This is a genomic window from Klebsiella sp. 64, from assembly GCF_018223915.1.
GTDB lineage: Bacteria > Pseudomonadota > Gammaproteobacteria > Enterobacterales > Enterobacteriaceae > Klebsiella > Klebsiella pneumoniae.
Genome location: NZ_JAGRQZ010000003.1, coordinates 214,307 through 238,738, shown reverse-complemented (window position 1 = coordinate 238,738; position 24,432 = coordinate 214,307). Strand labels below are relative to the sequence as shown.

The following is a 24,432-nucleotide window of genomic DNA, read 5'->3' as shown; positions in this document are numbered from 1 at the left end:
ACACTATAAAACACGCTGCACACCTCAGGATGAAATTGCGTTATGTCATATGCAAACCGACCGCTCAACCGCCAGGATTATAAAACGCTGACGCTGGCCGCCCTGGGCGGCGCGCTGGAGTTTTATGACTTTATCATTTTCGTTTTCTTCGCCGCCGTCGTCGGCGAGCTCTTCTTCCCTGCGGATATTCCCGAATGGCTGCGCCAGGTGCAAACTTTTGGCATTTTCGCCGCCGGTTACCTGGCGCGTCCGCTGGGGGGCATCATCATGGCCCACTTTGGCGATCTGGTGGGGCGCAAGAAAATGTTCACCCTCAGCATCCTGCTGATGGCGCTGCCAACCCTGGCGATCGGTCTGTTACCGACCTATAGCTCGGTAGGTATCATCGCCCCGCTGCTATTGCTGCTGATGCGTATTCTGCAGGGAGCGGCGATCGGCGGTGAAGTTCCAGGCGCCTGGGTGTTTGTCGCTGAGCATGTCCCGGAAAAACGCATTGGTATCGCCTGCGGCACGCTGACGGCCGGCCTGACGGTTGGCATTCTGCTGGGGTCGGTGGTGGCCACGCTTATCAATACCAGTCTGACGCCGCAGGGGATCCACGACGGCGGCTGGCGGATCCCCTTCCTGCTGGGCGGCGTATTTGGTCTGATAGCGATGTATCTGCGCCGCTGGCTGCAGGAGACGCCGATTTTTCTTGAGATGCAGCAGCGCAAAGCGCTGGCGCAGGAGCTGCCGGTAAAAGCGGTGGCGCTCAAGCACCAGAAGGCGGTGGTGATCTCTATGCTGCTGACCTGGCTGCTGTCGGCTGGCGTGGTGGTGGTGATCCTGATGTCGCCGGTCTGGCTGCAGAAGCACTATGGTTTTGCGCCGGCCATTACCCTGCAGGCCAACAGCATCGCCACCATTATGTTGTGCATCGGCTGTCTGCTCGCCGGGCTGGCGGCGGACCGCTTCGGCGCCAGCCGCACTTTTATCGTCGGCAGCCTGCTGCTGGCGGTTGCCAGCTGGGCATTTTACCATCTTGCCGGCGCCAGCCCGCAGCGGCTGTTTCTGCTCTACGGTACGGTGGGGCTTTGCGTCGGCGTGGTGGGGGCGGTGCCCTATGTGATGGTGCGGGCCTTCCCGGCGGAAGTACGCTTCACCGGCATCTCTTTCTCCTACAACCTGTCGTACGCGATCTTTGGCGGCCTGACGCCGATTGCGGTCACCATGCTGATGGGGGTGTCGCCGATGGCGCCGGCCTGGTATGTGCTGGCCCTGTCGCTGATGGGGCTAGGATTAGGTATCTGGCTGCGTCAGGAGCTGACGGCGCCGACGGGGATGCCGGAAGGGGAGCTGCAGCGTTAACGATGGCTAGCTGATGCTGATAATGACCTGCCGCCGCCCTGTGACCGGACGGCGGCGGAAGATTAGCGCGGTTCGCCGATCGGCAGCACGGTGCGGCCGAACTGTTCGTTCAGCACTTCACCCATCGCCAGGTAAATAGCGCTGGCGCCACAAACCAGGCCGACCCAGCCGGCTACCTTCACAATGCCTTCGTTATCGGCCAAATGGCCAATCGCCAGCAGCGCGAACAGTACGGTCAGGCTCAGGAAGACAAACTGCAGCATGCGGGCTGCCTTCAGGGTGCCAAAGAACATAAACAGGGTAAAGACGCCCCACAGGCCGAGGTACATACCGAGGAAGTGCGCGTTTGGCGCGTCTGCCAGGCCCATTTTCGGCATCAGAAGAATCGCCACCAGCGTCAGCCAGAAGCTGCCGTAGGAGGTAAAAGCGGTTAAGCCAAAAGTGTTGCCTTTTTTGTATTCCAGCAGGCCGGCAAAAATTTGCGCAATGCCGCCGTAAAAAATGCCCATCGCCAGGATAGCTACATCGAATGCGAACAGGCCGCTATTCGCCAGGTTAAGCAGAATAGTGGTCATGCCGAAGCCCATAAGGCCCAGCGGTGCCGGATTAGCCAACTTAGTGTTGCCCATAATTCCTCAAAATTATCATTAAAAGGGAAGCATTACCCCGCGACTTGGCGGCGGGGCGCGGCATAATAATGAGGCGCTGAAGGGCTGTCTATGATCTGGCGGGGTATTTTTCACCAATTTCCGCGGTGTCTGACGGCGGCTGGAGCATTTGCCGTAAACAGGCAATATGCAGGACCGCGGGGATGGTGACCCGGTAGGCGCTGCCGCTCACCGCTTTTACGCTGTTCAGCGCGGCGCCGAGCGGTCCGCCCAGCCCGGCGCCGCGCACCAGGCCATGACCGATGACGCTCACCGCGGCATGCGTGCGCAGGATGGCGGTTAAGCGTTCGTCCAGCAACAAAGTGACGCCTTCGCTTAGCTTGCGATGCCTCAGCAGATGAGCCATCAGGCTGTCCAGCTCATGGCTCCGGCACTCCACCGCGGCGAGAAACTGCGCTTTTTGCTCCGCGTTCAGTTTATTCCAGCTGTGCTGCAGAAAATGCGCCAGCAACTGCTGCTCGATCTGCGGCGTCGACAGCTGTTTGTCGACCTTCGCTTTCAGTCGTTTACATACATCCAGCAGGATCGCGCGATAAAATTTGCCATGGCGGCGCAGCGTGTTGGCGATGCTATCGCCGCCAAAATGCTGTAGCTCACCGGCGATTAGCTGCCAGTTGCGGCGATAACGCTCCGGGTGCCCCTCCATCGCTAAAAATGTCTCGTTGCGCAGGAGCGTGCTGGAGAGACGGGGTTTGCCATTTTCCCCGTGGGTCAGAATGCGGGTAAAGGCTTCCAGATGCGCCTCGCTGCACTCAGGCAGAAAGGCGAGATCGTCATCCTCCAGGTAATTAATATGCATAACGTTTTCTCTCGGGCAGGGGCGACGTTAGTCATCGCCGATAATTTTCAGTGATGCCATATCTGAGGAGTGCACCGTGTGGCCGGAGAAGGCGATTTTCTTCACGCAACGTTTGTTGTCGTTATCGCTATTGATGTTGATCCAGCCGGTGGTGCTGCCCTCTTTGATCCCGGCGGGGACGTTCAGCGTGTGGCTGGCGCCGCGGCTGGCCTTAAAGTAGACCGTCGCCCCGGAGAGTTGTACATCGCCGCGGTCGGCGCTGAGCTGAATGCGTTTGACCACCCGGCAGACGGGGAGCGTCAGCGTCAGGTCGTTGGTTTCATTGCGCGGCATAGCTATCACGCCGAGAATTTTATGGTCGTTAGCGGCCGCCGAGGTGATAAATGACACGCCGAGGATAAGCCCTACGGAAAGCCGGTATAGCGATTTCATTAATTTGTCCCCTGAATAAGCGAAGTGCGATGGCGGGGAAGTTTATCACTGCGAAAACGGGGCTTTTAGCGCGCAAGTATTGCGGGTTATGTCAATGATATTATGAATGTATTTCCTATTTTAATCCGTTTTTTGTATGTATATTTCGCCGTCGTTTTTGCCATCCAACAACCTTGTTCGGCAAGTCATCCGTAACCCTGTGCGAATCCGAGGCAAAAAATTTTTATGCTTGCCCCTTGATGCCGGAGTGGGCGACCCCATCTTGTAGTCAACCGCAGTGAAGAACCTGAAAAAAAATGATGTCTGGGCAGTTGAAACCGCACGTTTCGCCCTTATTACAGGTTCACAACCACATGTTGATCGAATTTTTAGTGGAGACGTTTAGATGGGTAAAATTATTGGTATCGACCTGGGTACTACCAACTCTTGTGTAGCGATTATGGATGGCACTACTGCACGCGTGCTGGAGAACGCCGAAGGCGATCGCACCACGCCTTCTATCATTGCCTATACCCAGGATGGTGAAACTCTGGTTGGTCAGCCGGCTAAACGTCAGGCAGTGACAAACCCGCAAAACACCCTGTTTGCGATTAAACGCCTGATTGGCCGCCGCTTCCAGGACGAAGAAGTTCAGCGTGACGTTTCTATCATGCCATACAAAATTGTTGCCGCAGACAATGGCGACGCATGGCTGGATGTGAAAGGCACCAAAACTGCACCGCCGCAGATCTCTGCTGAAGTGCTGAAGAAAATGAAGAAAACGGCTGAAGATTACCTGGGTGAACCGGTAACTGAAGCGGTTATCACCGTACCGGCTTACTTCAACGATGCGCAGCGTCAGGCAACAAAAGATGCCGGCCGTATCGCCGGTCTGGAAGTCAAACGTATCATCAACGAACCAACCGCGGCCGCGCTGGCTTACGGTCTGGATAAAGAAGTGGGCAACCGTACTATCGCGGTTTACGACCTCGGTGGTGGTACTTTCGATATCTCGATTATCGAAATCGACGAAGTTGATGGCGAAAAAACCTTTGAAGTTCTGGCGACCAACGGTGATACCCACCTGGGCGGCGAAGACTTCGATACTCGTCTGATCAACTACCTCGTTGATGAGTTCAAGAAAGATCAGGGCATTGACCTGCGCAACGACCCGCTGGCCATGCAGCGCCTGAAAGAAGCCGCTGAGAAAGCGAAGATTGAACTGTCTTCTGCTCAGCAGACCGACGTTAACCTGCCGTACATCACTGCAGACGCGACCGGTCCGAAACACATGAACATCAAAGTGACTCGCGCGAAACTGGAAAGCCTGGTAGAAGACCTGGTTAACCGTTCCATCGAGCCGCTGAAAGTCGCTCTGCAGGATGCCGGTCTGTCCGTTTCCGATATCAACGACGTGATCCTCGTTGGTGGTCAGACTCGTATGCCGATGGTGCAGAAGAAAGTGGCCGAGTTCTTTGGTAAAGAACCGCGTAAAGACGTTAACCCGGATGAAGCCGTGGCGATCGGTGCTGCCGTTCAGGGCGGTGTACTGACTGGCGATGTGAAAGACGTTCTGCTGCTCGACGTAACCCCGCTGTCGCTGGGTATCGAAACCATGGGCGGCGTGATGACTGCGCTTATCAGCAAAAACACCACCATCCCGACCAAGCACAGCCAGGTGTTCTCTACCGCTGAAGACAACCAGTCTGCGGTAACCATCCATGTGCTGCAGGGTGAGCGTAAACGCGCGTCTGATAACAAATCTCTGGGTCAGTTCAACCTGGATGGTATTAACCCGGCGCCGCGCGGCATGCCGCAGATCGAAGTGACCTTCGACATCGATGCTGACGGTATCCTGCACGTCTCCGCGAAAGACAAAAACAGCGGTAAAGAGCAGAAGATCACCATCAAAGCGTCTTCCGGTCTGAATGAAGAAGAAATTCAGAAAATGGTTCGCGAAGCAGAAGCTAACGCCGAATCTGACCGTAAGTTCGAAGAGCTGGTACAGACCCGCAACCAGGGCGACCATCTGCTGCACAGCACTCGTAAGCAGGTTGAAGAAGCAGGCGATAAACTGCCGGCTGACGACAAAACTGCCATTGAGTCTGCGCTGACCGCGCTGGAATCTTCTCTGAAAGGCGAAGACAAAGCGGATATCGAAGCGAAAATGCAGGCGCTGGCGCAGGCTTCTCAGAAGCTGATGGAAATTGCTCAGCAGCAGCACGCTCAGCAGCAGGCGGGTTCCGCTGACGCTCAGGCGAGCAACGCGAAAGACGACGATGTTGTCGACGCTGAGTTCGAAGAAGTGAAAGATAAAAAATAATCGCCCTTTGAACGGGTAAAACACTGGCACGGGCGAAGAGGTTTCCTCTCCGCCCGTGCACGCATGTTAAGGGGCTGAAAAACACCGATGGCAAAGCAAGATTACTACGAGATTTTAGGCGTTTCCAAAACAGCGGAAGAGCGTGAAATCAAAAAGGCTTATAAGCGCCTGGCCATGAAATATCACCCGGACCGCAACCAGGGTGATAAAGAGGCTGAAGCCAAATTTAAAGAAATCAAAGAAGCGTATGAAATCCTGACTGATGCCCAGAAGCGTGCGGCCTACGATCAGTACGGCCACGCGGCCTTCGAACAGGGCGGCATGGGCGGCGGCGGCGGTTTTGGCGGCGGTGCGGACTTCAGCGATATCTTTGGCGATGTTTTCGGCGATATCTTTGGCGGCGGGCGTGGTCGTCAGCGCGCGGCACGCGGCGCCGATCTCCGTTACAACATGGAGCTGACGCTGGAAGAAGCGGTGCGCGGCGTCACTAAAGAGATCCGTATTCCGACGCTGGAAGAGTGCGACGTCTGCCACGGCAGCGGCGCCAAGGCCGGCAGCAAACCGCAGACCTGTCCGACCTGTCATGGCGCAGGCCAGGTGCAGATGCGCCAGGGCTTTTTTGCGGTACAGCAGACCTGTCCGCACTGCCAGGGACGCGGTACGCTGATTAAAGATCCGTGCAATAAATGTCATGGCCATGGCCGCGTAGAAAAGACCAAAACCCTGTCGGTTAAAATTCCGGCGGGCGTGGATACCGGTGACCGGATCCGTCTGGCGGGCGAAGGCGAGGCCGGCGAACATGGCGCGCCGGCAGGCGATCTGTACGTTCAGGTTCAGGTGAAGCAGCACGCTATCTTTGAGCGTGAAGGCAATAACCTGTACTGCGAAGTTCCGATCAACTTCACCATGGCGGCGCTGGGCGGTGAGATCGAGGTCCCAACGCTCGACGGCCGCGTGAACCTGAAAATTCCAGGTGAAACCCAGACCGGCAAGCTGTTCCGCATGCGTGGAAAAGGCGTGAAATCCGTTCGCGGCGGCGCGCAGGGCGATCTGCTGTGCCGCGTGGTGGTGGAAACGCCGGTGGGGCTGAATGAGAAGCAGAAGCAGCTGCTGAAAGAGCTGCAGGAGAGCTTCGGCGGTCCGACCGGGGAAAACAACAGCCCGCGTTCGAAAAGCTTCTTTGACGGCGTGAAGAAGTTCTTCGACGACCTGACCCGCTAATTCCGCCTTTGTTGATATCCGGCCCGGGCCTTTGCTGCCCGGGCTTTTTTTCGCCTGAGAACTCCCCTTTAGCTCGTAAAAAGCGAATATTAGCGCAACTTAAATCTGATTTTTTCGAGTTATCAGTATGTGTATTATGCTTTTATCGAGTTATTCACCAACAGGATGAAAGTAAAAGTGAAACATCTGCAACGATTCTTTAGTAGCGATGCTTCCGGCGGCATTGTCTTAATTATCGCCGCCGCGCTGGCGATGGTGATGGCCAATACCAGCGTGACCAGTGGTCTGTATCACTCCTTCCTTGAGACGCCAGTACAGCTGCGTGTGGGCGCGCTGGAGATCAACAAGAACATGCTGTTATGGATCAATGATGCCCTGATGGCGGTGTTCTTTTTGCTGATTGGCCTGGAGGTCAAGCGTGAGCTGATTCAAGGGTCGCTGGCGAGCCGCCGTCAGGCGGTCTTCCCGGTGATAGCCGCGCTGGGCGGGATGATCGTCCCGGCCCTGGTCTACCTGGCCTTTAACGCCCAGGATCCTGTCGCCAGAGAAGGGTGGGCGATCCCGGCGGCGACGGATATTGCCTTTGCCCTCGGCGTGCTGGCGCTGTTAGGTAGCCGGGTCCCGACGGCGCTGAAGATTTTCCTGATGGCGCTGGCGATTATTGATGACCTCGGGGCTATCGTGATTATCGCGCTGTTTTATACCCACGACCTGTCCATGCTCTCGCTGGGCGTGGCGGCGGCGGCGATTGCGGTGCTGGTGGCCCTGAATCTGAGCGGCGTGCGGCGTACCGGGATCTATATTCTGGTTGGCGCGGTGCTGTGGACGGCGGTGCTGAAGTCTGGCGTTCACGCGACCCTTGCCGGGGTGATTGTCGGCTTTATGATCCCGCTCGAGGAAAAGCATGGCATGTCGCCGGCCAAAGCGCTTGAGCATGTCCTGCACCCGTGGGTGGCGTTTATGATCCTGCCGCTGTTTGCCTTCGCGAACGCGGGGGTCTCACTGCAGGGGGTCACCCTTGCCGGGCTGACGTCGCTCCTGCCGCTGGGCATTATGGCTGGCCTGTTTATCGGTAAGCCGCTGGGGATTAGCCTGTTCTGCTGGCTGGCCCTGAAGCTGAAGTGGGCTTCGCTGCCGGAGGGAACCACCTGCAAGCAAATTATGGCGGTGGGGATCCTGTGCGGGATTGGCTTTACGATGTCGATTTTCATCGCCACCCTGGCCTTTGGCAGCGTGGATCCCGCGTTGATCAACTGGGCCAAGCTTGGCATTCTGATCGGCTCAGTGCTATCAGCGGTCGTCGGCTACCTCATACTGCGTCAGCGCGTGACGGATACTCGCCTCGCGGTATAACCTTTCTGCAGGAGAGCCCGACAGGCTCTCCTGGACATTATCAGGGAGAGAAGCATGTCACATATTAACTACAATCATCTGTACTACTTCTGGCACGTGTATAAAGAAGGGTCCGTCGTGGGCGCGGCGGAGGCGCTGTTTCTGACGCCGCAGACCATTACCGGGCAGATCAAAGCCCTGGAGGAGCGCCTGCAGGGGAAATTATTTAAGCGAAAGGGAAGGGGGCTTGAGCCGAGCGAGCTGGGGGAGCTGGTTTTTCGCTATGCCGACAGGATGTTTACCCTCAGCCAGGAGATGCTCGACATCGTCAACTATCGCAAAGAGTCGAACCTGCTGTTTGACGTCGGCGTGGCCGATGCGCTCTCGAAACGGCTGGTCAGCGGCGTGCTGGATGCCGCTGTCGTTGAGAGCGAGCAGATTCATATGCGCTGTTTTGAATCCACTCATGAGCTGCTGCTGGAGCAGCTGAGCCAGCATAAGCTCGACATGATTATCTCTGACTGCCCGATCGACTCGACGCAGCAGGAAGGGCTATTTTCGGTGAAGATCGGCGAGTGCAGCGTCAGCTTCTGGTGCATGAATCCGGCGCCGACGAAGCCGTTCCCGGCCTGCCTCGAAGAGCGGCGGCTGCTGATCCCCGGCCGGCGATCGATGCTGGGACGTAAGCTGCTGAACTGGATTAACGTGCAGGGCCTGAAGGTGGAGATCCTCGGCGAGTTTGACGACGCGGCGCTCATGAAAGCCTTCGGCGCCGCACATAATGCGATATTTGTCGCGCCGACGCTCTACGCGCATGATTTCTACCATGATGAATCGATTGTCGAAATTGGCCGTATGGATAGCGTGATGGAGGAATATCACGCTATTTTCGCTGAACGAATGATTCAGCACCCGGCGGTACAGCGTATCTGTAATCGCGATTATTCGTCGCTGTTCACCGAACCCCGATAGCCGGAAGGCGTGGGCTGGCGTGGCTCAGATCGCGCCAGCGTGCGCTACCGGGGGAAGATGATAGGCATAAAAAAACCCGCTTTCGCGGGTTTCTTTAACAAAGTTCAGCAAGCAGGCGATTAAGCCAGTTTGTTGATCTGTGCAGTCAGGTTTGCTTTATGACGCGCAGCTTTGTTTTTGTGGATCAGACCTTTAGCAGCCTGACGGTCCACGATCGGTTGCATTTCGTTAAATGCTTTCTGTGCAGCAGCTTTGTCGCCAGCTTCGATAGCTGCGTATACTTTCTTGATGAAAGTACGCATCATAGAGCGACGGCTTGCGTTGTGCTTGCGAGCCTTTTCAGACTGAACGGCGCGCTTCTTAGCTGATTTGATATTAGCCAAGGTCCAACTCCCAAATGTGTTCTATATGGACAATTCAAAGGCCGAGGAATATGCCCGTTTAGCCTTCTTTTGTCAATGGATTTGTGCAAATAAGCGCCGTTTAACACCACAGCGCTTCATTACGTAGTGATGGCGCAAGATTCTACCAGCTTGTTGCAGGCGAATACAGCTTTTCCACCATAAAAATCGCCGGGCGCGGCCAGTTTTCCCGCTTTCTCGCGCTGAGTGAATGAATTCCTGAGAACTTTCGTTGCCGAGGTGCAATCGCTGGTTAACGTTGACAGTTGTACAAGGTATACTCGGACGATTTTCACTGTTTTGAGCCAGACATGAAGCTGATACGCGGCATACATAATCTCAGTCAGGCCCCGCACGGGTGCGTGCTGACCATTGGTAATTTCGACGGCGTGCATCGTGGGCATCAGGCGCTGCTGCAGCGGTTGCGCGAAGAGGGCCGCCAGCGCGGTTTACCGGTCGTGGTGATGATTTTTGAACCCCAGCCGCTGGAGCTCTTTGCCGCTGATAAAGCCCCGGCGCGATTGACCCGCCTGCGTGAAAAGCTGGGCTATCTGGCTGAAAGCGGGGTTGACTATGTATTGTGCGTTCGCTTTGACCGCCGGTTCGCCGCGCTAACCGCGCAGGATTTTATCAGTGAACTGCTGGTGCGTCGCCTGGGCGTGCAGTTCCTCGCCGTTGGTGACGATTTCCGCTTTGGCGCTGGTCGCCAGGGGGATTTCTTGTTATTACAAAAGGCGGGGGCGGAATATGGCTTCGACGTCACCAGCACCCAAACCTTCTGCGAAGGCGGGGTGCGAATCAGCAGCACGGCGGTACGCCAGGCGCTGGCCGATGACGATCTCCTGCTGGCGGAGACGCTGCTCGGCCATCCGTTTAGCATCTCCGGACGCGTCGTGCATGGTGATGAACTAGGCCGAACCATAGGTTTTCCGACGGCGAACTTACCGCTGCGTCGTCAGGTTTCCCCGGTTAAAGGGGTCTATGCGGTAGAAGTGACAGGGCTGGGCGACAAACCGATAGCGGGCGTCGCCAATATTGGCACCCGTCCAACGGTTGCGGGCGTGCGTCAGCAGCTCGAAGTACATCTGTTGGACGTTGTAATGGACCTCTACGGTCGCCATATCAATGTAATACTGCGTAAAAAGATACGTAACGAGCAGCGGTTTGCGTCGCTGGACGAGCTGAAGGCGCAAATCGCACGTGATGAGTTAACGGCCCGCGAATTATTTGGGCTGACCAGCCAGGCCTGAGCCACTGGTGTTTATCAAACCGAAATACGGAACCGAGAATCTGATGAGTGACTATAAATCGACCCTGAATTTGCCGGAAACAGGGTTCCCTATGCGTGGCGACCTCGCCAAACGCGAACCGGGAATGCTGGCGCGTTGGACCGATGATGACCTGTACGGCATCATTCGTGCAGCCAAAAAAGGCAAAAAAACCTTCATTCTGCATGATGGCCCTCCTTATGCGAATGGCAGCATTCATATTGGTCACTCGGTAAACAAGATTCTGAAAGACATTATCGTTAAGTCCAAAGGACTGACGGGCTATGACTCGCCTTACGTTCCGGGCTGGGACTGCCACGGTCTGCCGATCGAGCTGAAAGTGGAGCAGGAATACGGCAAGCCGGGTGAGAAATTTACCGCTGCCGAATTCCGCGCTAAGTGCCGCGAATATGCCGCCGAGCAGATCGATGGCCAGCGTAAAGACTTTATCCGTCTCGGCGTGCTGGGCGACTGGTCGCATCCGTACCTGACCATGGACTTCAAAACCGAAGCCAACATCATCCGCGCGCTGGGCAAAATCATCGGTAATGGCCACCTGCATAAAGGCGCCAAACCGGTGCACTGGTGCGTAGACTGCCGTTCCGCGCTGGCGGAAGCGGAAGTGGAGTATTACGACAAAACCTCTCCGTCTATCGATGTCGCGTTCCACGCGGTAGACAAAGCCGCGGTACTGGCGAAATTCGGCGTAGCCGACGTCAACGGTCCGGTGTCGCTGGTTATCTGGACCACCACGCCGTGGACCCTGCCGGCCAACCGCGCTATCTCTCTGTCTCCTGAGTTCGACTATGCGTTGGTGCAGGTTGACGGCCAGGCGCTGATCCTGGCGAAAGACCTGGTTGAGAGCGTAATGAAGCGCGTTGGCGCGACGGACTACACTATTCTGGCGGCGGTACAAGGTTCTGAGCTTGAGCTGATGCGCTTTAAGCATCCGTTCCTCGATTTCGACGTGCCGGCGATCCTTGGCGACCACGTGACGCTGGATGCCGGTACCGGTGCGGTGCATACCGCTGGCGGCCACGGTCCGGACGACTACACCATCAGCCAGAAATACGGTCTGGAAATCGCCAACCCGGTTGGCCCGGACGGCGCTTACCTGCCAGGTACCTGGCCGTCCCTGGACGGCATTAATGTTTTCAAAGCCAATGACATCATCGTTGAGATGCTGCGTGAGCGTGGCGCGCTGTTACACGTTGAGAAACTGCAGCACAGCTATCCATGCTGCTGGCGCCACAAGTCGCCGATCATCTTCCGCGCCACTCCGCAGTGGTTCGTGAGCATGGATCAGAAAGGCCTGCGCGCGCAGTCGCTGAAAGAGATCAAAGGCGTGCAGTGGATCCCGGACTGGGGCCAGGCGCGTATCGAATCGATGGTCGCTAACCGCCCTGACTGGTGTATCTCCCGTCAGCGCACCTGGGGCGTGCCGATGTCGCTGTTCGTGCATAAAGAAACCCATGAACTGCACCCGCGTACCCTTGAGCTGATGGAAGAAGTGGCAAAACGCGTTGAAGTTGACGGCATCCAGGCGTGGTGGGATCTCGATTCCCGCGACATTCTTGGCGATGACGCCGACAGCTATGAGAAAGTGCCGGATACCCTCGACGTCTGGTTTGACTCCGGGTCGACCCACTCTTCCGTGGTTGACGTGCGTCCGGAATTCGCCGGTCACGCCGCCGATATGTATCTGGAAGGTTCTGACCAGCATCGCGGCTGGTTCATGTCCTCGCTGATGATTTCCACGGCGATGAAAGGCAAAGCGCCATATCGTCAGGTACTGACCCACGGCTTCACCGTCGACGGTCAGGGCCGCAAAATGTCCAAGTCTATCGGCAACACCGTTAGCCCGCAGGACGTGATGAACAAGCTCGGCGCCGATATCCTGCGCCTGTGGGTGGCTTCCACCGACTACACCGGCGAAATGGCGGTCTCTGACGAGATCCTCAAACGCGCCGCCGACAGCTATCGTCGTATCCGTAATACCGCGCGCTTCCTGCTGGCGAACCTTAACGGTTTCGATCCGGCGAAAGACATGGTTAAACCGGAAGAGATGGTGGTGCTGGACCGCTGGGCGGTCGGCTGCGCGCAGGCGGCACAGGAAGATATCCTGAAAGCCTACGAATCCTACGACTTCCATGAAGTGGTGCAGCGCCTGATGCGCTTCTGCTCCATCGAGATGGGCTCGTTCTACCTCGACATCATCAAAGACCGCCAGTACACCGCCAAGGCGGACAGCGTGGCGCGTCGCAGCTGCCAGACCGCGCTGTTCCATATCGTGGAAGCGCTGGTGCGCTGGATGGCGCCGATCATGTCCTTCACCGCAGATGAAATCTGGGGCTATCTGCCGGGCGAGCGTGAGAAATATGTCTTCACCGGCGAGTGGTATGAAGGTCTGTTCGGCCTGGCCGACGACGAAGCGATGAACGACGATTTCTGGGACGAGCTGCTGAAGGTGCGTGGCGAAGTCAACAAGGTGATCGAGCAGGCGCGTGCGGATAAGAAAGTCGGCGGCTCGCTGGAAGCGGCAGTCACGCTGTATGCTGATGCCGATCTGGCGGCTAAGCTCAATGCGCTGGGCGATGAATTGCGATTTGTCCTGTTGACCTCCGGGGCGAACGTCGCAGACTATGCGAGCGCGTCCGCTGATGCGCAGCAAAGCGAACTGCTCAAAGGGTTGAAAGTCGCATTGAGTAAAGCTGAAGGTGAGAAATGCCCGCGCTGCTGGCATTACACCACCGATATCGGCAAGGTGGCGGAACACGCGGAAATCTGCGGACGCTGTGTGAGCAACGTCGCCGGTGACGGCGAGCAACGTAAATTCGCCTGATGAGTAAATCGATCTGTTCAACGGGGCTACGCTGGCTGTGGGTGGTCGTAGCCGTGCTGATTATCGATCTGGGCAGCAAATTCCTGATCCTCCAGAACTTCGCTCTGGGGGAGACGGTTCCGCTGTTCCCGTCGCTTAATCTGCATTATGCCCGCAACTATGGCGCGGCCTTTAGCTTTCTCGCCGACAGCGGCGGCTGGCAGCGCTGGTTCTTTTCCGGGATCGCGATCGGCATTTGCGTAGTGCTGACGGTGCTGATGTACCGTTCGAAGGCGACGCAAAAGCTGAACAATATTGCCTACGCGCTGATTATCGGCGGCGCGCTGGGCAACTTGTTCGATCGCCTGTGGCATGGCTTTGTGGTCGATATGATCGACTTCTACGTCGGCGACTGGCATTTTGCCACCTTCAACCTCGCCGATAGCGCGATCTGCATCGGCGCAGCGCTGATTGTGCTGGAAGGCTTCCTGCCGAAACCGACTGTGAAAGAGCAGGCGTAAATCTCAATGCCGGGTGACGTGACGCTTACCCGGCCTACAGAATTTTTGGCCCCCGTAGGCCCGGTAAGCGTAATGCCGCCGGGCACCGGGTGACCTAAACAAGCGAGCAATTTGCATGTCTAAATCCGTACAGAGCAACAGCGCGGTACTGGTGCACTTCACTCTGAAACTGGACGACGGCTCCACTGCCGAGTCCACCCGCAGCAACGGCAAACCGGCGCTGTTTCGCCTCGGCGACACCTCTTTGTCTGAAGGGCTGGAGCAACAGCTTCTCGGTTTGAAAGAGGGGGAGAAAAAGGCCTTTTCGCTGGAGCCTGACGCCGCCTTTGGCGTACCCAGCCCGGACCTGATTCAGTATTTCTCTCGCCGCGAGTTTATCGACGCTGGCGAGCCGGAGATCGGCGCGATTATGCTCTTTACCGCAATGGATGGCAGCGAAATGCCTGGCGTGATCCGCGAAGTGAACGGCGATTCCATCACCGTTGACTTCAACCATCCGCTGGCCGGGCGCACTGTTCATTTTGATATTGAAGTGCTGGAGATCGATCCGGCGCTGGAGGAGTAACATGCAGATCCTGTTGGCTAACCCGCGCGGTTTTTGCGCTGGCGTTGACCGCGCTATCAGCATTGTAGAAAACGCGCTGACGCTGTATGGCGCACCGATCTATGTTCGTCATGAAGTGGTGCACAACCGCTATGTGGTGGATAGCCTGCGCAAGCGTGGCGCCATTTTTATCGAACAGATCAGCGAAGTGCCGGACGGCGCGATCCTGATTTTCTCCGCCCACGGCGTGTCGCAGGCGGTACGCAACGAAGCGAAGAGCCGCGACCTGACGGTGTTCGATGCCACCTGTCCGCTGGTGACCAAAGTCCATATGGAAGTCGCCCGCGCCAGCCGCCGCGGCGAAGAGTCGATTCTGATTGGCCATGCCGGCCATCCGGAAGTCGAAGGCACCATGGGACAGTACAACAACCCGCAAGGGGGGATGTACCTGGTCGAGTCGCCGGAAGACGTGCTGAAGCTGGAAGTGAAAAATGACGCCCGGCTGTCGTTTATGACCCAGACCACGCTCTCCGTCGACGATACCTCGGATGTGATTGACGCCCTGCGCGCGCGTTTTCCGAAAATCGTCGGCCCGCGCAAAGACGACATTTGCTATGCCACCACTAACCGTCAGGAAGCCGTGCGCGCGCTGGCGGAGCAGGCTGACGTAGTGCTGGTGGTCGGGTCGAAAAACTCCTCCAACTCTAACCGCCTCGCCGAGCTGGCGCAGCGGATGGGTAAGGCGGCTTACCTGATTGACGACGCCTCCGATATCCAGGAAGCGTGGGTCAAGGATGCGGCCTGCGTCGGCGTGACGGCGGGCGCGTCGGCGCCGGATATTCTGGTGCAGAACGTCATTACCCGCCTGCAGGAGCTGGGCGGCGGCGAAGCCGTGCCGCTGGAAGGCCGGGAAGAGAATATCGTCTTTGAAGTGCCGAAAGAGCTGCGTGTGGATGTCCGTGAAGTAGAGTAAGTTCTTTCCTCCAGCAGTATGAGAAGATGCCAGACTTAACGTCTGGCATTTTTTTAGGGAGAAACCATGCGCTTACCAATCATTCTTGATACCGATCCGGGCATCGACGATGCCGCCGCCATTGCCGCGGCGCTGTTCGCGCCTGAGCTGGATCTGCAGTTGATGACCACCGTAGCGGGCAATGTCTCGGTGGAGAAGACGACCCGTAACGCGCTGCAATTGCTGCATTTCTGGAATGCCGATGTACCGCTGGCGCAGGGGGCGTCGATGCCGCTGGTGCGTCCGTTGCGCGACGCCGCCTCGGTGCATGGCGAATCCGGCATGGAGGGGTATGACTTTGTTGAGCATCAACGTCAACCGCTGGCGAAGCCGGCCTTCCAGGCGATCCGTGATGCGCTTATGCATGCTGCCGAGCCGATCACCCTGGTGGCGATTGGCCCGCTGACCAATATAGCGCTGCTGCTGACCCAGTACCCGGAATGCGTGTTTAATATTCGCCGGCTGGTGATCATGGGCGGCTCGGCGGGCCGCGGCAACTTCACGCCGAATGCGGAATTCAATATCGCTATCGACCCGGAAGCCGCCGCGAAAGTGTTCCATAGTGGGCTGGAGATTGTGATGTGCGGGCTGGACGTCACCAACCGGGCGCTGCTGGCGGCGGATTATCTGGCGACGCTGCCGACGCTGAACCAGACCGGTAAAATGCTCCATGCGCTGTTTAGCCACTATCGCAGCGGCAGCATGAGCAGTGGTCTGCGCATGCACGACTTGTGCGCTATTGCGTGGCTGGCCCGCCCGGAACTGTTCACTCTCCAGCCGTGCTTTGTGGCGGTGGAGACGCAGGGGACCTGGACCGCCGGCACCACGGTGGTGGATATCGAAGGACGACTGGGCCAGCCGGCGAACGCCCAGGTGGCGCTGGATATCGACGTCGAAGGGTTTCAGCGCTGGGCGGCGGAGGTGATTGCCCTGGCGCCGTGATATATCACTCGATTTTCAAGGAGAGAAGCAATGACCTATGGACAGGCGTATTTGAGCGGCTGGAAAGAGACCTTTAACTTTAGCGGACGCGCCAGTCGACGGCAGTTCTGGACGTTTTTTCTCACCAATGTATTGATCGCCACCGCGCCGCTGGCGGCCTGGTGTCTGGCAACCAGCGTTAACCCTCAATACGGCATCCTCAGTTTTGTTGTCATTCCCTTTGCCGCTCTCTGGCTGCTGTTGATGGCGATCCCCCTGCTGGCTGTAGGCTGCCGGCGGATGCATGATATCGGCCGCTCCGGGATCTGGTTTGTGTTGGGGGTTATCATTCCGTGGTTTGCAATTATTTCGCTGGCTCTGTGCTGCCTGCGCTCAGCGCCGGCACCGTCTCGCTGAGATAATCGATCATCGCCCGCATCCTGGCGGGCATATGCTTATCTCCCGCCCACAGCAGCCACAGATCGCCGGAGTAGCTGCTGATAAATTCCCACTCGGGCAGCACCTGCACGATGTCGCCGTTCGCCAGCGCCTCACGGGCGGTGAACAGCGGCAGGCTGCCGATCCCTAAATGCTGTCTGACCGCGTCGAGGCGTACGGCGGTATGGTTGGCGGCGTACCGCCCGTAGGTTTGCACCGTTTCTGTTTTGCCTTCCCGACGGAACTTCCAGCGCGCATCGGCGGGCGTTTCGCAGCTATGCGCGCGCAGATCCTGCGGCGTGTACGGCGTACCGTGCTGCTGTAAATAGGCCTCAGTGGCGCAGATAACGTGCCTGATTGGCATCAGCGGTTTGCCATGCAGGCCGGGGGAGGGGGTATCGGTGATGCGTAGCGCCAGATCAATACCGTCATCGATAAAATCGAGAGGGCGATCTTCCAGCCGCAGGCAGACGTCCACCTGCGGGTAGCGGTGGAAAAACGCCATCATCAGCGGGTGGATCACAAAGCGGCCGACGGCTTTCGGGACGCTGAGCGTCAGCTTTCCCTGGGCGACCGTTTGGCGACTGCCTGCGGAATCCATTGCCTGTCGCGCCGCTTCCAGCATCTGCTGGGCATGCTGATATATCGTTTCCCCGGCATCGCTAAGACGCAGCTTGCGGGTGGTACGCTGCAGCAGTTTGCAGCCCATCTCTCGCTCCAGCCGTGACACGCTGCGGCTAACGGCTGAAGGGGTAATGCCGTTCTGGCGGGCGACGGCGGAGAAGCTGCCCTGGTCGACTATCTGAACGAAAAGAGCGAGGTCGGGCAGGAGGTTCAGATTCATTTGTGCTCCCGGAGCAAGAGTGCATTGGCTGGTGGTGGGATTATCGCTGTCGGCATTAATAATATACTGGCCGGACAGAGAGGAGAATCACTATGACTGAACGGGTTTATTACACCAGCGATGCTACCGACGGGCGCGCCCAGATCATCGCCTGCACTGCAGAAGCGGATGGCCGTTACGCCATCGAACTGGATCGGACGCTGTTTCACCCGCAAGGGGGCGGTCAACCGGCGGACCGTGGATGGATTGCCGGGCAGGTGGTTGAGACGGTGGCTGTGCGCGGCGAAAGGGTGCTGCATATTCTGTCGCAACCCCTTCCCCTCGGTGAAGTGGAGATGAAAATTGATGCCTCCGCGAGACAGCTGCATGCTCGTCTGCATTCTGCCGGCCACCTGCTTGGCCTGGCGGGCGAACAGCTTGGCTGGCAACCGGTGAAAGCGCACCACTGGCCCGGCGAAGGGCGGATAACCTTTACCAGCAGGAATAGCGCCGCGCTGCCGGACGCCAGTGCGCTACTGGCGTTAGTAAAGGCATGGCAGGCGCAGGACTTACCGCGTCAGGTGACGTTCGCTGATGGCATGCGCAAGGTGGGATTCGGCGAGCTGCCAGCCTATCCCTGCGGAGGCACCCACGTCGCCCGTCTGGCGGAGCTGGGCGACATTGTCATTAGTCAGATTAAGATGAAGAAGGGGCAGCTGGTGGTCAGCTACACCCTGGCGTAAGCGTTTTATCTCTGCTCAGGATAGGTCTGCTTGCCGTGATAGATACGCTCAGGTCGGCCAACCTTGCCGTAGCTGATTTCCGCTTCCAGAAAGTCGTTCTTTACTCCTTGTTCCAGATAACGGCGAGCGGTGGTTTTGCTGCTGCCGAGGATACGGGCCAGCGAGTCGGCGGTATGCACCACCGTCGGGTCGGCAAACAGCTGGAGCACGCGCTGAAAGGTGCTTTCATCGATCCCGCGCAGTGGTGCGCTGGCGGGTTCCGTTTGTTCCCGGGCCTGAATATTAAACAGCGCGTCGACATGGAGCTGGCTGGCCTGTTCACTGGAGCGCAGCGAGCTACGATAGCGGGCAAAGCGCTCCAGCGTGTGCTGCAGGCGCTGATAGTGCACCGGCTTAATCAGGTAATCAAACACCCCAAGACGCAGCGCTTCGCTGATGGTTTCCATGTGATTATCCGCAGTAATAAAGATAATCCTTCCCTTGTAATGTGTACTGACTGCATGGCGGATCAGATCGATACCTTTGCCGTCGGGTAAAAAATTATCCAGCAGGATCAGCTGCGGTTGATACAGTCTGAGCTGTTTCCTGGCGCTCTCAAGCTTATCCGCAATACCAATGACGTCGAACTGGGGAAACTGTTTAATGTTATCCACCAGGATCTCCGCCAGCATAGGTTCGTCTTCAACAATAAGAGTAGTGATGCTATCCATGATGTTCATCTCGGGTCAGGGGGATATAAAGCGTAAAAATGGTGCCAAAAGGAATATTATTTTCGACGACGATACTGCCGCCTGCTTGTTCCACGTAGCTGCGTACCAGCCAGAGTCCGATACCATGATCTTTGCTGGCGCTGCTGGTGACGCCGCGCTCGAAGATCCGATCGCGCAGCGCCTCGTCAATGCCGCATCCCTGGTCGGCGATCTCAATGATCACCTCCTGGCCATCACTGTTGATCAGGCATTCGATCTGTTTTGAACCCTGCGGTTGACGCAGGCTGGCATTGTAGGCGTTATCAAGTAGATTCCCCACGATCGAGATCCATTCGTTGTGCGAAAGGGCGGTAGGTAATCTATCAACGAAGCAGGCCGGATCGAAAATCAGCTCAAGTCCAAGCTCTTTGGCCCGGTAATATTTGCCGATCAACAGCCCGGCCAGGTGGTTGTCCTGGAAATTGCGTGCAATAAAATCGATCACCTTCTGGTGACTTTCCGACTGCTGTTGGATCAGTTCCAGCGCTTGGTTATAGCGTTTAAGAAACAGCAGACCGGCGATAGTGGAGATCAGATTGCGATGCTCATGCTGCACGGCGCGCAGGTTATCGGCGTACTGTTGCACCTGGCTGAGCTGCAGGCTAAGGGTATTGATATCGTCTTTGCTGCGAAAGCTGATCACCCAACCCTGTGGCTCATTGTTTAAGATCACCGCCATCCGGCTGGCGATCACTTTGATCTGATTGAAGGTAACGATCTCGTCTTTTTTATTGGTCTGTGGCGCATCGTAGAAGAAGACCTCCTGCGAGATAACGCTGCTGATCCGTTTGCCGATAAGCGTCGGTTCCGGCTGACTCAAATTGAGCAGGCGACGCGCAGTCTGATTAATCGCAGTGATTTTATAATCGGAGTCGATGGCGATAAGCCCTTCGAACACCGATTCAAACAGCACGCTTTGCTGGATCAACAGCTGTGACAACTGCTGGGGTTCCATATTGAGCATCTGTTTTTTGATATGCAGTGAGAAGCGGCGGGCGCAAAAGAGCAGAAGCAGTAACATGATGGCCATCGGGATCAGCAGCGAACTTATCTGCAGGCTGAGCCAGTTTTCCAGTTGCTCAATGGTATAGCCTACCGACACAATGCCGATCACCTTGCCGGTTGCGTCCTGAATCGGCGATTTACCTCGCAGCGACGATCCCAGCGAGCCTTTGCGCACTGACACGTAGCTTTTGGCGTTTATCAACGCCTCATCGCTATCGCCGCCTTCCATCGATTTGCCGATTTCATCAGGATTGACGTGATAGAGGCGCTGGCCGCTGGCATCACCGACGGTGATGTAGGTGGCGTCGGAGAACGAACGCATGGGGTCGATAAGGGCTTTGATTCTGGCGAGATCGCGTTTCTGCACTGCCTCCACCAGCTCCGGCATCGCCGAAATCTGCATCGCCTGAATCAGCGCCCGTTGCCCGACCTGATAATGCAGACGCTCCTCGGTAATGTCTGTCAGATACCATGACATCGCCAGCATGACGATCGTCGAAGTGAATAAGATCAGCAGGAAGATGCGATTCTGAAACGATCGCCTGGCAAACCAGTGGGTGATTTTTCGGGTATACATTGGGTAGATAGACATTAAATTGTTATTCTCCCCGTTTTGCGCCCCCGGCGCCGACAGGTGGAGCACAGAACAGAAAATTTCAGACATGTGCCCGGCCCCGTCATGCCAGGAGTGGGTATCAAATCAGCCCGGAGGTGGGGCGACAGCCACACCTCCGGGAAGGATGCCGGCCTACATCGCCAGCACGTACTTGAGCATCACCCCGGCGGCGATCGCCGAGCCGATCACCCCCGCCACGTTCGGGCCCATGGCGTGCATCAGCAGGAAGTTCTGCCCGTCCGCTTCCAGACCCACCTTGTTCGACACCCGCGCCGCCATCGGCACCGCCGACACCCCCGCGGAACCAATCAGCGGGTTGATTTTGTGCCGGCTGAACACGTTCATCAGCTTCGCCATCAGCACCCCGGCGGCGGTCCCCACGCAGAAGGCGATCACCCCCAGCACCAGGATCCCCAGCGTCTGCGGCTGCAGGAACTTGTCCGCCACCAGCTTGGCCCCCACCGACAGCCCGAGGAAGATGGTGACGATGTTGATCAGCGCGTTCTGCACCGTATCGCTCAGCCGCTCCACCACCCCGCTCTCGCGCATCAGGTTGCCGAAGCAGAACATACCCAGCAGCGGCGCGGCGTCCGGCAGCAGGAGCGCCACCAGCAGCAACAGCACTGCCGGGAACAGGATCTTCTCCCGCTTGCTTACCGTGCGCAGCTGCACCATGCGGATCTTCCGCTCCTTATCCGTGGTCAGCGCCTTCATGATCGGCGGCTGGATCAGCGGCACCAGCGCCATATAGGAGTACGCCGCCACCGCGATGGCCCCCAGCAGCTCCGGCGCCAGCTTGCCCGACAGGTAAATCGCCGTCGGGCCGTCGGCGCCGCCGATGATGCCGATGGCCGCCGCCTGCGGCAGGGTGAAGCTGATGATGCCGAAGTAGTTCAGCGTCAGCGCCCCGAGCACGGTGGCGAAGATCCCGAACTGCGCCGCCGCCCCCAGCAGCAGGGTGCGCGGGTTGGCCAGCAGCGGGCCGAAATCGGTCATCGCTCCGACGCCCATAAAGATGACCAGCGGCGCGATGCCCGAGCCAATCGCCACCTTATAGAAGATGGCCAGCACCCCGGCGGAGTAGCCCATGTCCACCGCGAGGCTCTCCATCTGCCCCTGCACCGACGGCAGGGCCAGCGCCAGTGCCTCTTTGATGGCGTGGACGTCCGGCGCGCAGTGGAGCTTCGCGGCAATCACCGCCAGCTGCGCCGGGTCGTGGTGAGCCAGCAGGCTCTCCAGGGCGGTGAGCGCCAGCCCGGCCTCCGGGATATTGGAGAGCAGGCCGCCGAAGCCAATCGGCAGCAGCAGTAACGGCTCGAACTTCTTCGCGATGGCCAGCCAGAGCAGCAGCAGGCTGACCAGCAGCATCGCGGCCTGGCCGGCGCCGAGGTGCATCAGCCCCATGCCCTGAATCAGGGCGTTCAGACTTTCCATTTCCGCTCCTCGTCCTTACGCCAGAGTCATCAGGGTATCGCCGACCGCCACCGCGTCGCCGGCTTTCACCGCGATACCGCGCACGGTCCCGGCCTGCGCGGCACGGATTTCGGTTTCCATCTTCATGGCTTCCAGAATCAGCAGCACCTCGCCTTCGGCGACCGCCTGGCCCTCCGCGGCCAGCACCTTCCAGATAGTGCCCGCCAGCGGGGCGGTCACCGGGGTACCGGCGCCGGCCGGGGCCGGGGCGGCAGCGGGCGCGCTGGCTACCGGCGCAGTGGCGCTGAGCTGGCTGACGTCGCCGCCGTCGCTGACTTTGACCACGAAGGCTTTGCCTTCCACTTCCACGGTGTAGACGCCGGAGGCGGCGGCTTTTGCCGGCGCGGCAGATTTTGCTTCTTCCACCTGCGGCACCGGCTCAAAGGCCGCCGGGTTGTGGCGGTTTTCGAGGAACTTCAGGCCGGGCTGCGGGAACAGCGCCACGGTGAGCACGTCGTCGATGGCGTTTTCGGCAAGCGTGATGCCCTTCTCCTGCGCCTGGCGTTTCACATCCGCTTCCAGCGCGGCCAGCTCCGGCTTGAGTAAATCCGCCGGGCGGCAGGTGACGGCGTCGGCGCCGTCGAGCACCCGCGCCTGCAGGGCGGCGTTAACCGGCGCCGGGGTGTGGCCGTATTCGCCTTTCAGGATACCGGCAGTCTCCTTCGCAATGGTTTTGTAGCGCTCGCCGCCCAGCACGTTGAGCACCGCCTGGGTGCCGACAATCTGCGAGGTCGGGGTCACCAGCGGGATGAAGCCGAGGTCCTCGCGCACGCGGGGGATTTCCGCCAGCACCTCATCCAGACGGTGGGCGGCGCTCTGCTGCTTCAGCTGGCCTTCAAGGTTGGTGAGCATCCCGCCCGGCACCTGGGCGACGAGGATACGGCTGTCGGTGCCTTTCAGCTGGCCTTCGAAGGCGTGGTATTTTTTGCGCACCTCGCGGAAGTACGCGGCGATGCTCTCCAGCCTGTGGATATCGAGGCCGGTGTCGTACGGTGTGCCGGCGAGGGTGGCCACCAGCGCTTCGGTGGCCGGGTGGCCATAGGTGGCGCTCATCGAGGAGATGGCGGTGTCGACGCCGTCGACGCCGGCTTCAATGGCCTTCAGCAGCGCCATCTCCGCCATCCCGGTGGTGGCATGGCAGTGCAGGTGCAGGGTGACGTCGTAGCGCTTCTTGATTTCACTGACCAGCTCAAAGGCGGCATGCGGGGTGAGGATGCCGGACATGTCCTTGATGGCGACGGAGTCAACGCCGGTCTCCAGCAGCTGTTCGGTGAGGTCGAGCCAGGTCTGCAGGGTGTGGGCCGGGCTGGTGGTATAGCTGAGGGTGCCCTGGGCGTGGGCGCCGTGGCGGCGGACCGCCTGCAGGGCGGCCTGCATGTTGCGCGGGTCGTTCATGGCATCAAAGACGCGGAAGACGTCCATGCCGTTTTTGACGGCGCGCTCCACGAAGCGCTCCACCACGTCGTCGGCGTAGTGGCGGTAGCCGAGCAGGTTCTGGCCGCGGAGCAGCATCTGCAGCGGGGTCTTCGGCATCGCCTTTTTCAGCTCGCGCAGGCGGACCCACGGGTCCTCGCCGAGAAAGCGGATGCAGGCGTCAAAGGTGGCGCCGCCCCAGCACTCCAGCGAGCGGTAGCCGACGTCGTCCAGCTGAGCGGCGACGGGGAGCATATCGTCAAGGCGCAGACGGGTGGCGAACAGGGACTGGTGGGCGTCGCGCAGGACGACATCGGTAATGGCAACGGTCATGAATTCCTCCGTGAATTAAGGGTGAAGACGGCGATGGTGGTGAATGGCGGCGACAATCGCCGGCTTCAGGCGGGCGAAATCGTCGGCGGGCGCGACGGCGGCCGGCGCCGGTTTGGGGGCGGCGGGCGGCTCGGAAAACAGGCGGTTGACGGCGAGGGACATTCCCCGGATGGCGAAAATGAGCAGCAGCAGGAACACCAGCACAAAGCCCATGCCGAGAAACATCAGGGTGAAGCCTTCGCCTAACAGGATGGCATTGTCAGTCATTTATACATCTC

23 protein-coding genes and 1 pseudogene are annotated in these 24,432 nt (G+C 58.4%); 14 read left to right on the top strand and 10 right to left on the bottom strand.

From position 1 onward, the window contains the following. Positions 1-42: 42 nt before the first annotated feature. Positions 43-1,347 (top strand): MFS transporter, encoded by a 1,305-nt coding sequence (locus KHQ23_RS04230; protein WP_004146012.1) that lies wholly within the window; start codon positions 43-45, stop codon positions 1,345-1,347. A gap of 62 nt (positions 1,348-1,409) precedes the next feature. Here KHQ23_RS04230 and satP read toward each other — a convergent pair whose 3' ends face one another. The 3 genes from satP to KHQ23_RS04215 all read right to left on the bottom strand — a co-directional run bounded on the left by satP (position 1,410) and on the right by KHQ23_RS04215 (position 3,246). Next, positions 1,410-1,976 carry an acetate uptake transporter gene (satP, locus tag KHQ23_RS04225; RefSeq protein ID WP_011977632.1) on the bottom strand — a complete coding sequence of 189 codons (567 nt, stop codon included), beginning with the start codon at positions 1,974-1,976 and terminating at the stop codon, positions 1,410-1,412. 88 nt (positions 1,977-2,064) lie between these two features. After that, entirely contained in the window at positions 2,065-2,814 is a 750-nt protein-coding gene (msyB, locus tag KHQ23_RS04220; protein WP_004146011.1) for an acidic protein MsyB, read from the bottom strand. 27 nt (positions 2,815-2,841) lie between these two features. Next, positions 2,842-3,246, bottom strand: a complete 405-nt coding sequence (locus KHQ23_RS04215) for a DUF2541 family protein (protein ID WP_002887909.1) — start codon at positions 3,244-3,246, stop codon at positions 2,842-2,844. Positions 3,247-3,631: 385 nt separating this feature from the next. On the opposite strand from KHQ23_RS04215, the gene dnaK reads away from it, so the two are divergent. The 4 genes from dnaK (at position 3,632) to nhaR (ending at position 9,073) form a co-directional block, all read left to right on the top strand. Then, on the top strand, positions 3,632-5,548 hold the full coding sequence (gene dnaK, locus KHQ23_RS04210) for a molecular chaperone DnaK (protein ID WP_004146997.1): 1,917 nt from the start codon (positions 3,632-3,634) through the stop codon (positions 5,546-5,548). Between the two features lie 87 nt (positions 5,549-5,635). Continuing rightward, positions 5,636-6,769: a molecular chaperone DnaJ gene (gene dnaJ / locus KHQ23_RS04205; RefSeq protein ID WP_002887955.1), complete on the top strand. Its 1,134-nt coding sequence runs from the start codon at positions 5,636-5,638 to the stop codon at positions 6,767-6,769. A gap of 177 nt (positions 6,770-6,946) precedes the next feature. Further along, positions 6,947-8,122 (top strand): Na+/H+ antiporter NhaA, encoded by a 1,176-nt coding sequence (gene nhaA, locus KHQ23_RS04200; RefSeq protein ID WP_032433058.1) that lies wholly within the window; start codon positions 6,947-6,949, stop codon positions 8,120-8,122. Positions 8,123-8,176: 54 nt separating this feature from the next. Then, the gene (gene nhaR / locus KHQ23_RS04195; RefSeq protein WP_171879686.1) at positions 8,177-9,073 is read left to right on the top strand and encodes a transcriptional activator NhaR; all 897 of its coding nucleotides are present in this window, start codon (positions 8,177-8,179) and stop codon (positions 9,071-9,073) included. 119 nt (positions 9,074-9,192) lie between these two features. Here the strand turns inward: nhaR and rpsT are convergent, their stop codons facing one another. Continuing rightward, complete coding sequence (gene rpsT / locus KHQ23_RS04190) at positions 9,193-9,456, bottom strand: 30S ribosomal protein S20 (protein ID WP_002887965.1); 264 nt, start codon at positions 9,454-9,456, stop codon at positions 9,193-9,195. A gap of 116 nt (positions 9,457-9,572) precedes the next feature. Here rpsT and KHQ23_RS26595 point away from each other — a divergent pair. The 8 genes and pseudogenes from KHQ23_RS26595 to KHQ23_RS04155 all read left to right on the top strand — a co-directional run. Further along, a pseudogene (locus KHQ23_RS26595) lies at positions 9,573-9,778 on the top strand (DUF2575 domain-containing protein); the annotation flags it as partial. Between the two features lie 7 nt (positions 9,779-9,785). Beyond that, the gene (ribF, locus tag KHQ23_RS04185) at positions 9,786-10,724 is read left to right on the top strand and encodes a bifunctional riboflavin kinase/FAD synthetase (protein WP_002887969.1); all 939 of its coding nucleotides are present in this window, start codon (positions 9,786-9,788) and stop codon (positions 10,722-10,724) included. 43 nt (positions 10,725-10,767) lie between these two features. Continuing rightward, the gene (ileS, locus tag KHQ23_RS04180) at positions 10,768-13,584 is read left to right on the top strand and encodes an isoleucine--tRNA ligase (protein WP_004212580.1); all 2,817 of its coding nucleotides are present in this window, start codon (positions 10,768-10,770) and stop codon (positions 13,582-13,584) included. After that, the gene (gene lspA, locus KHQ23_RS04175) at positions 13,584-14,084 is read left to right on the top strand and encodes a signal peptidase II (protein WP_002887973.1); all 501 of its coding nucleotides are present in this window, start codon (positions 13,584-13,586) and stop codon (positions 14,082-14,084) included. The genes ileS and lspA overlap by 1 nt, the downstream gene beginning before the upstream one ends. A 115-nt stretch (positions 14,085-14,199) precedes the next feature. Then, positions 14,200-14,649 carry an FKBP-type peptidyl-prolyl cis-trans isomerase gene (gene fkpB / locus KHQ23_RS04170; protein ID WP_002887976.1) on the top strand — a complete coding sequence of 150 codons (450 nt, stop codon included), beginning with the start codon at positions 14,200-14,202 and terminating at the stop codon, positions 14,647-14,649. Position 14,650: 1 nt separating this feature from the next. Continuing rightward, entirely contained in the window at positions 14,651-15,601 is a 951-nt protein-coding gene (gene ispH / locus KHQ23_RS04165; protein ID WP_002887979.1) for a 4-hydroxy-3-methylbut-2-enyl diphosphate reductase, read from the top strand. Between the two features lie 66 nt (positions 15,602-15,667). After that, positions 15,668-16,582 (top strand): ribonucleoside hydrolase RihC, encoded by a 915-nt coding sequence (gene rihC / locus KHQ23_RS04160; RefSeq protein ID WP_002887981.1) that lies wholly within the window; start codon positions 15,668-15,670, stop codon positions 16,580-16,582. A 30-nt stretch (positions 16,583-16,612) separates the two neighbouring features. Further along, the gene (locus KHQ23_RS04155) at positions 16,613-16,978 is read left to right on the top strand and encodes a DUF805 domain-containing protein (RefSeq protein WP_002887984.1); all 366 of its coding nucleotides are present in this window, start codon (positions 16,613-16,615) and stop codon (positions 16,976-16,978) included. On the opposite strand, the gene KHQ23_RS04150 is transcribed toward KHQ23_RS04155, so the two are convergent. Next, positions 16,926-17,843: a LysR family transcriptional regulator gene (locus KHQ23_RS04150; RefSeq protein WP_073553631.1), complete on the bottom strand. Its 918-nt coding sequence runs from the start codon at positions 17,841-17,843 to the stop codon at positions 16,926-16,928. The two genes, KHQ23_RS04155 and KHQ23_RS04150, sit on opposite strands and share 53 nt — an antisense overlap. A 92-nt stretch (positions 17,844-17,935) precedes the next feature. On the opposite strand from KHQ23_RS04150, the gene KHQ23_RS04145 reads away from it, so the two are divergent. After that, positions 17,936-18,565: a hypothetical protein gene (locus KHQ23_RS04145; protein ID WP_009309191.1), complete on the top strand. Its 630-nt coding sequence runs from the start codon at positions 17,936-17,938 to the stop codon at positions 18,563-18,565. A 5-nt stretch (positions 18,566-18,570) separates the two neighbouring features. Here the strand turns inward: KHQ23_RS04145 and KHQ23_RS04140 are convergent, their stop codons facing one another. The 5 genes from KHQ23_RS04140 to KHQ23_RS04120 all read right to left on the bottom strand — a co-directional run bounded on the left by KHQ23_RS04140 (position 18,571) and on the right by KHQ23_RS04120 (position 24,421). Beyond that, positions 18,571-19,275 (bottom strand): response regulator, encoded by a 705-nt coding sequence (locus tag KHQ23_RS04140; protein ID WP_004222618.1) that lies wholly within the window; start codon positions 19,273-19,275, stop codon positions 18,571-18,573. Further along, positions 19,268-20,896: a sensor histidine kinase gene (locus KHQ23_RS04135; protein ID WP_004151379.1), complete on the bottom strand. Its 1,629-nt coding sequence runs from the start codon at positions 20,894-20,896 to the stop codon at positions 19,268-19,270. The genes KHQ23_RS04140 and KHQ23_RS04135 overlap by 8 nt, the downstream gene beginning before the upstream one ends. A gap of 171 nt (positions 20,897-21,067) precedes the next feature. Next, positions 21,068-22,369, bottom strand: coding sequence for an oxalacetate decarboxylase subunit beta (locus KHQ23_RS04130; protein ID WP_023316443.1), 1,302 nt, complete (start codon positions 22,367-22,369; stop codon positions 21,068-21,070). 15 nt (positions 22,370-22,384) lie between these two features. Beyond that, on the bottom strand, positions 22,385-24,154 hold the full coding sequence (gene oadA, locus KHQ23_RS04125) for a sodium-extruding oxaloacetate decarboxylase subunit alpha (protein WP_023282162.1): 1,770 nt from the start codon (positions 24,152-24,154) through the stop codon (positions 22,385-22,387). Positions 24,155-24,169: 15 nt separating this feature from the next. Then, a complete protein-coding gene (locus KHQ23_RS04120; RefSeq protein ID WP_011977638.1) occupies positions 24,170-24,421 on the bottom strand; it encodes an oxaloacetate decarboxylase subunit gamma in 252 nt (83 codons plus the stop codon). Positions 24,422-24,432: the final 11 nt, after the last annotated feature.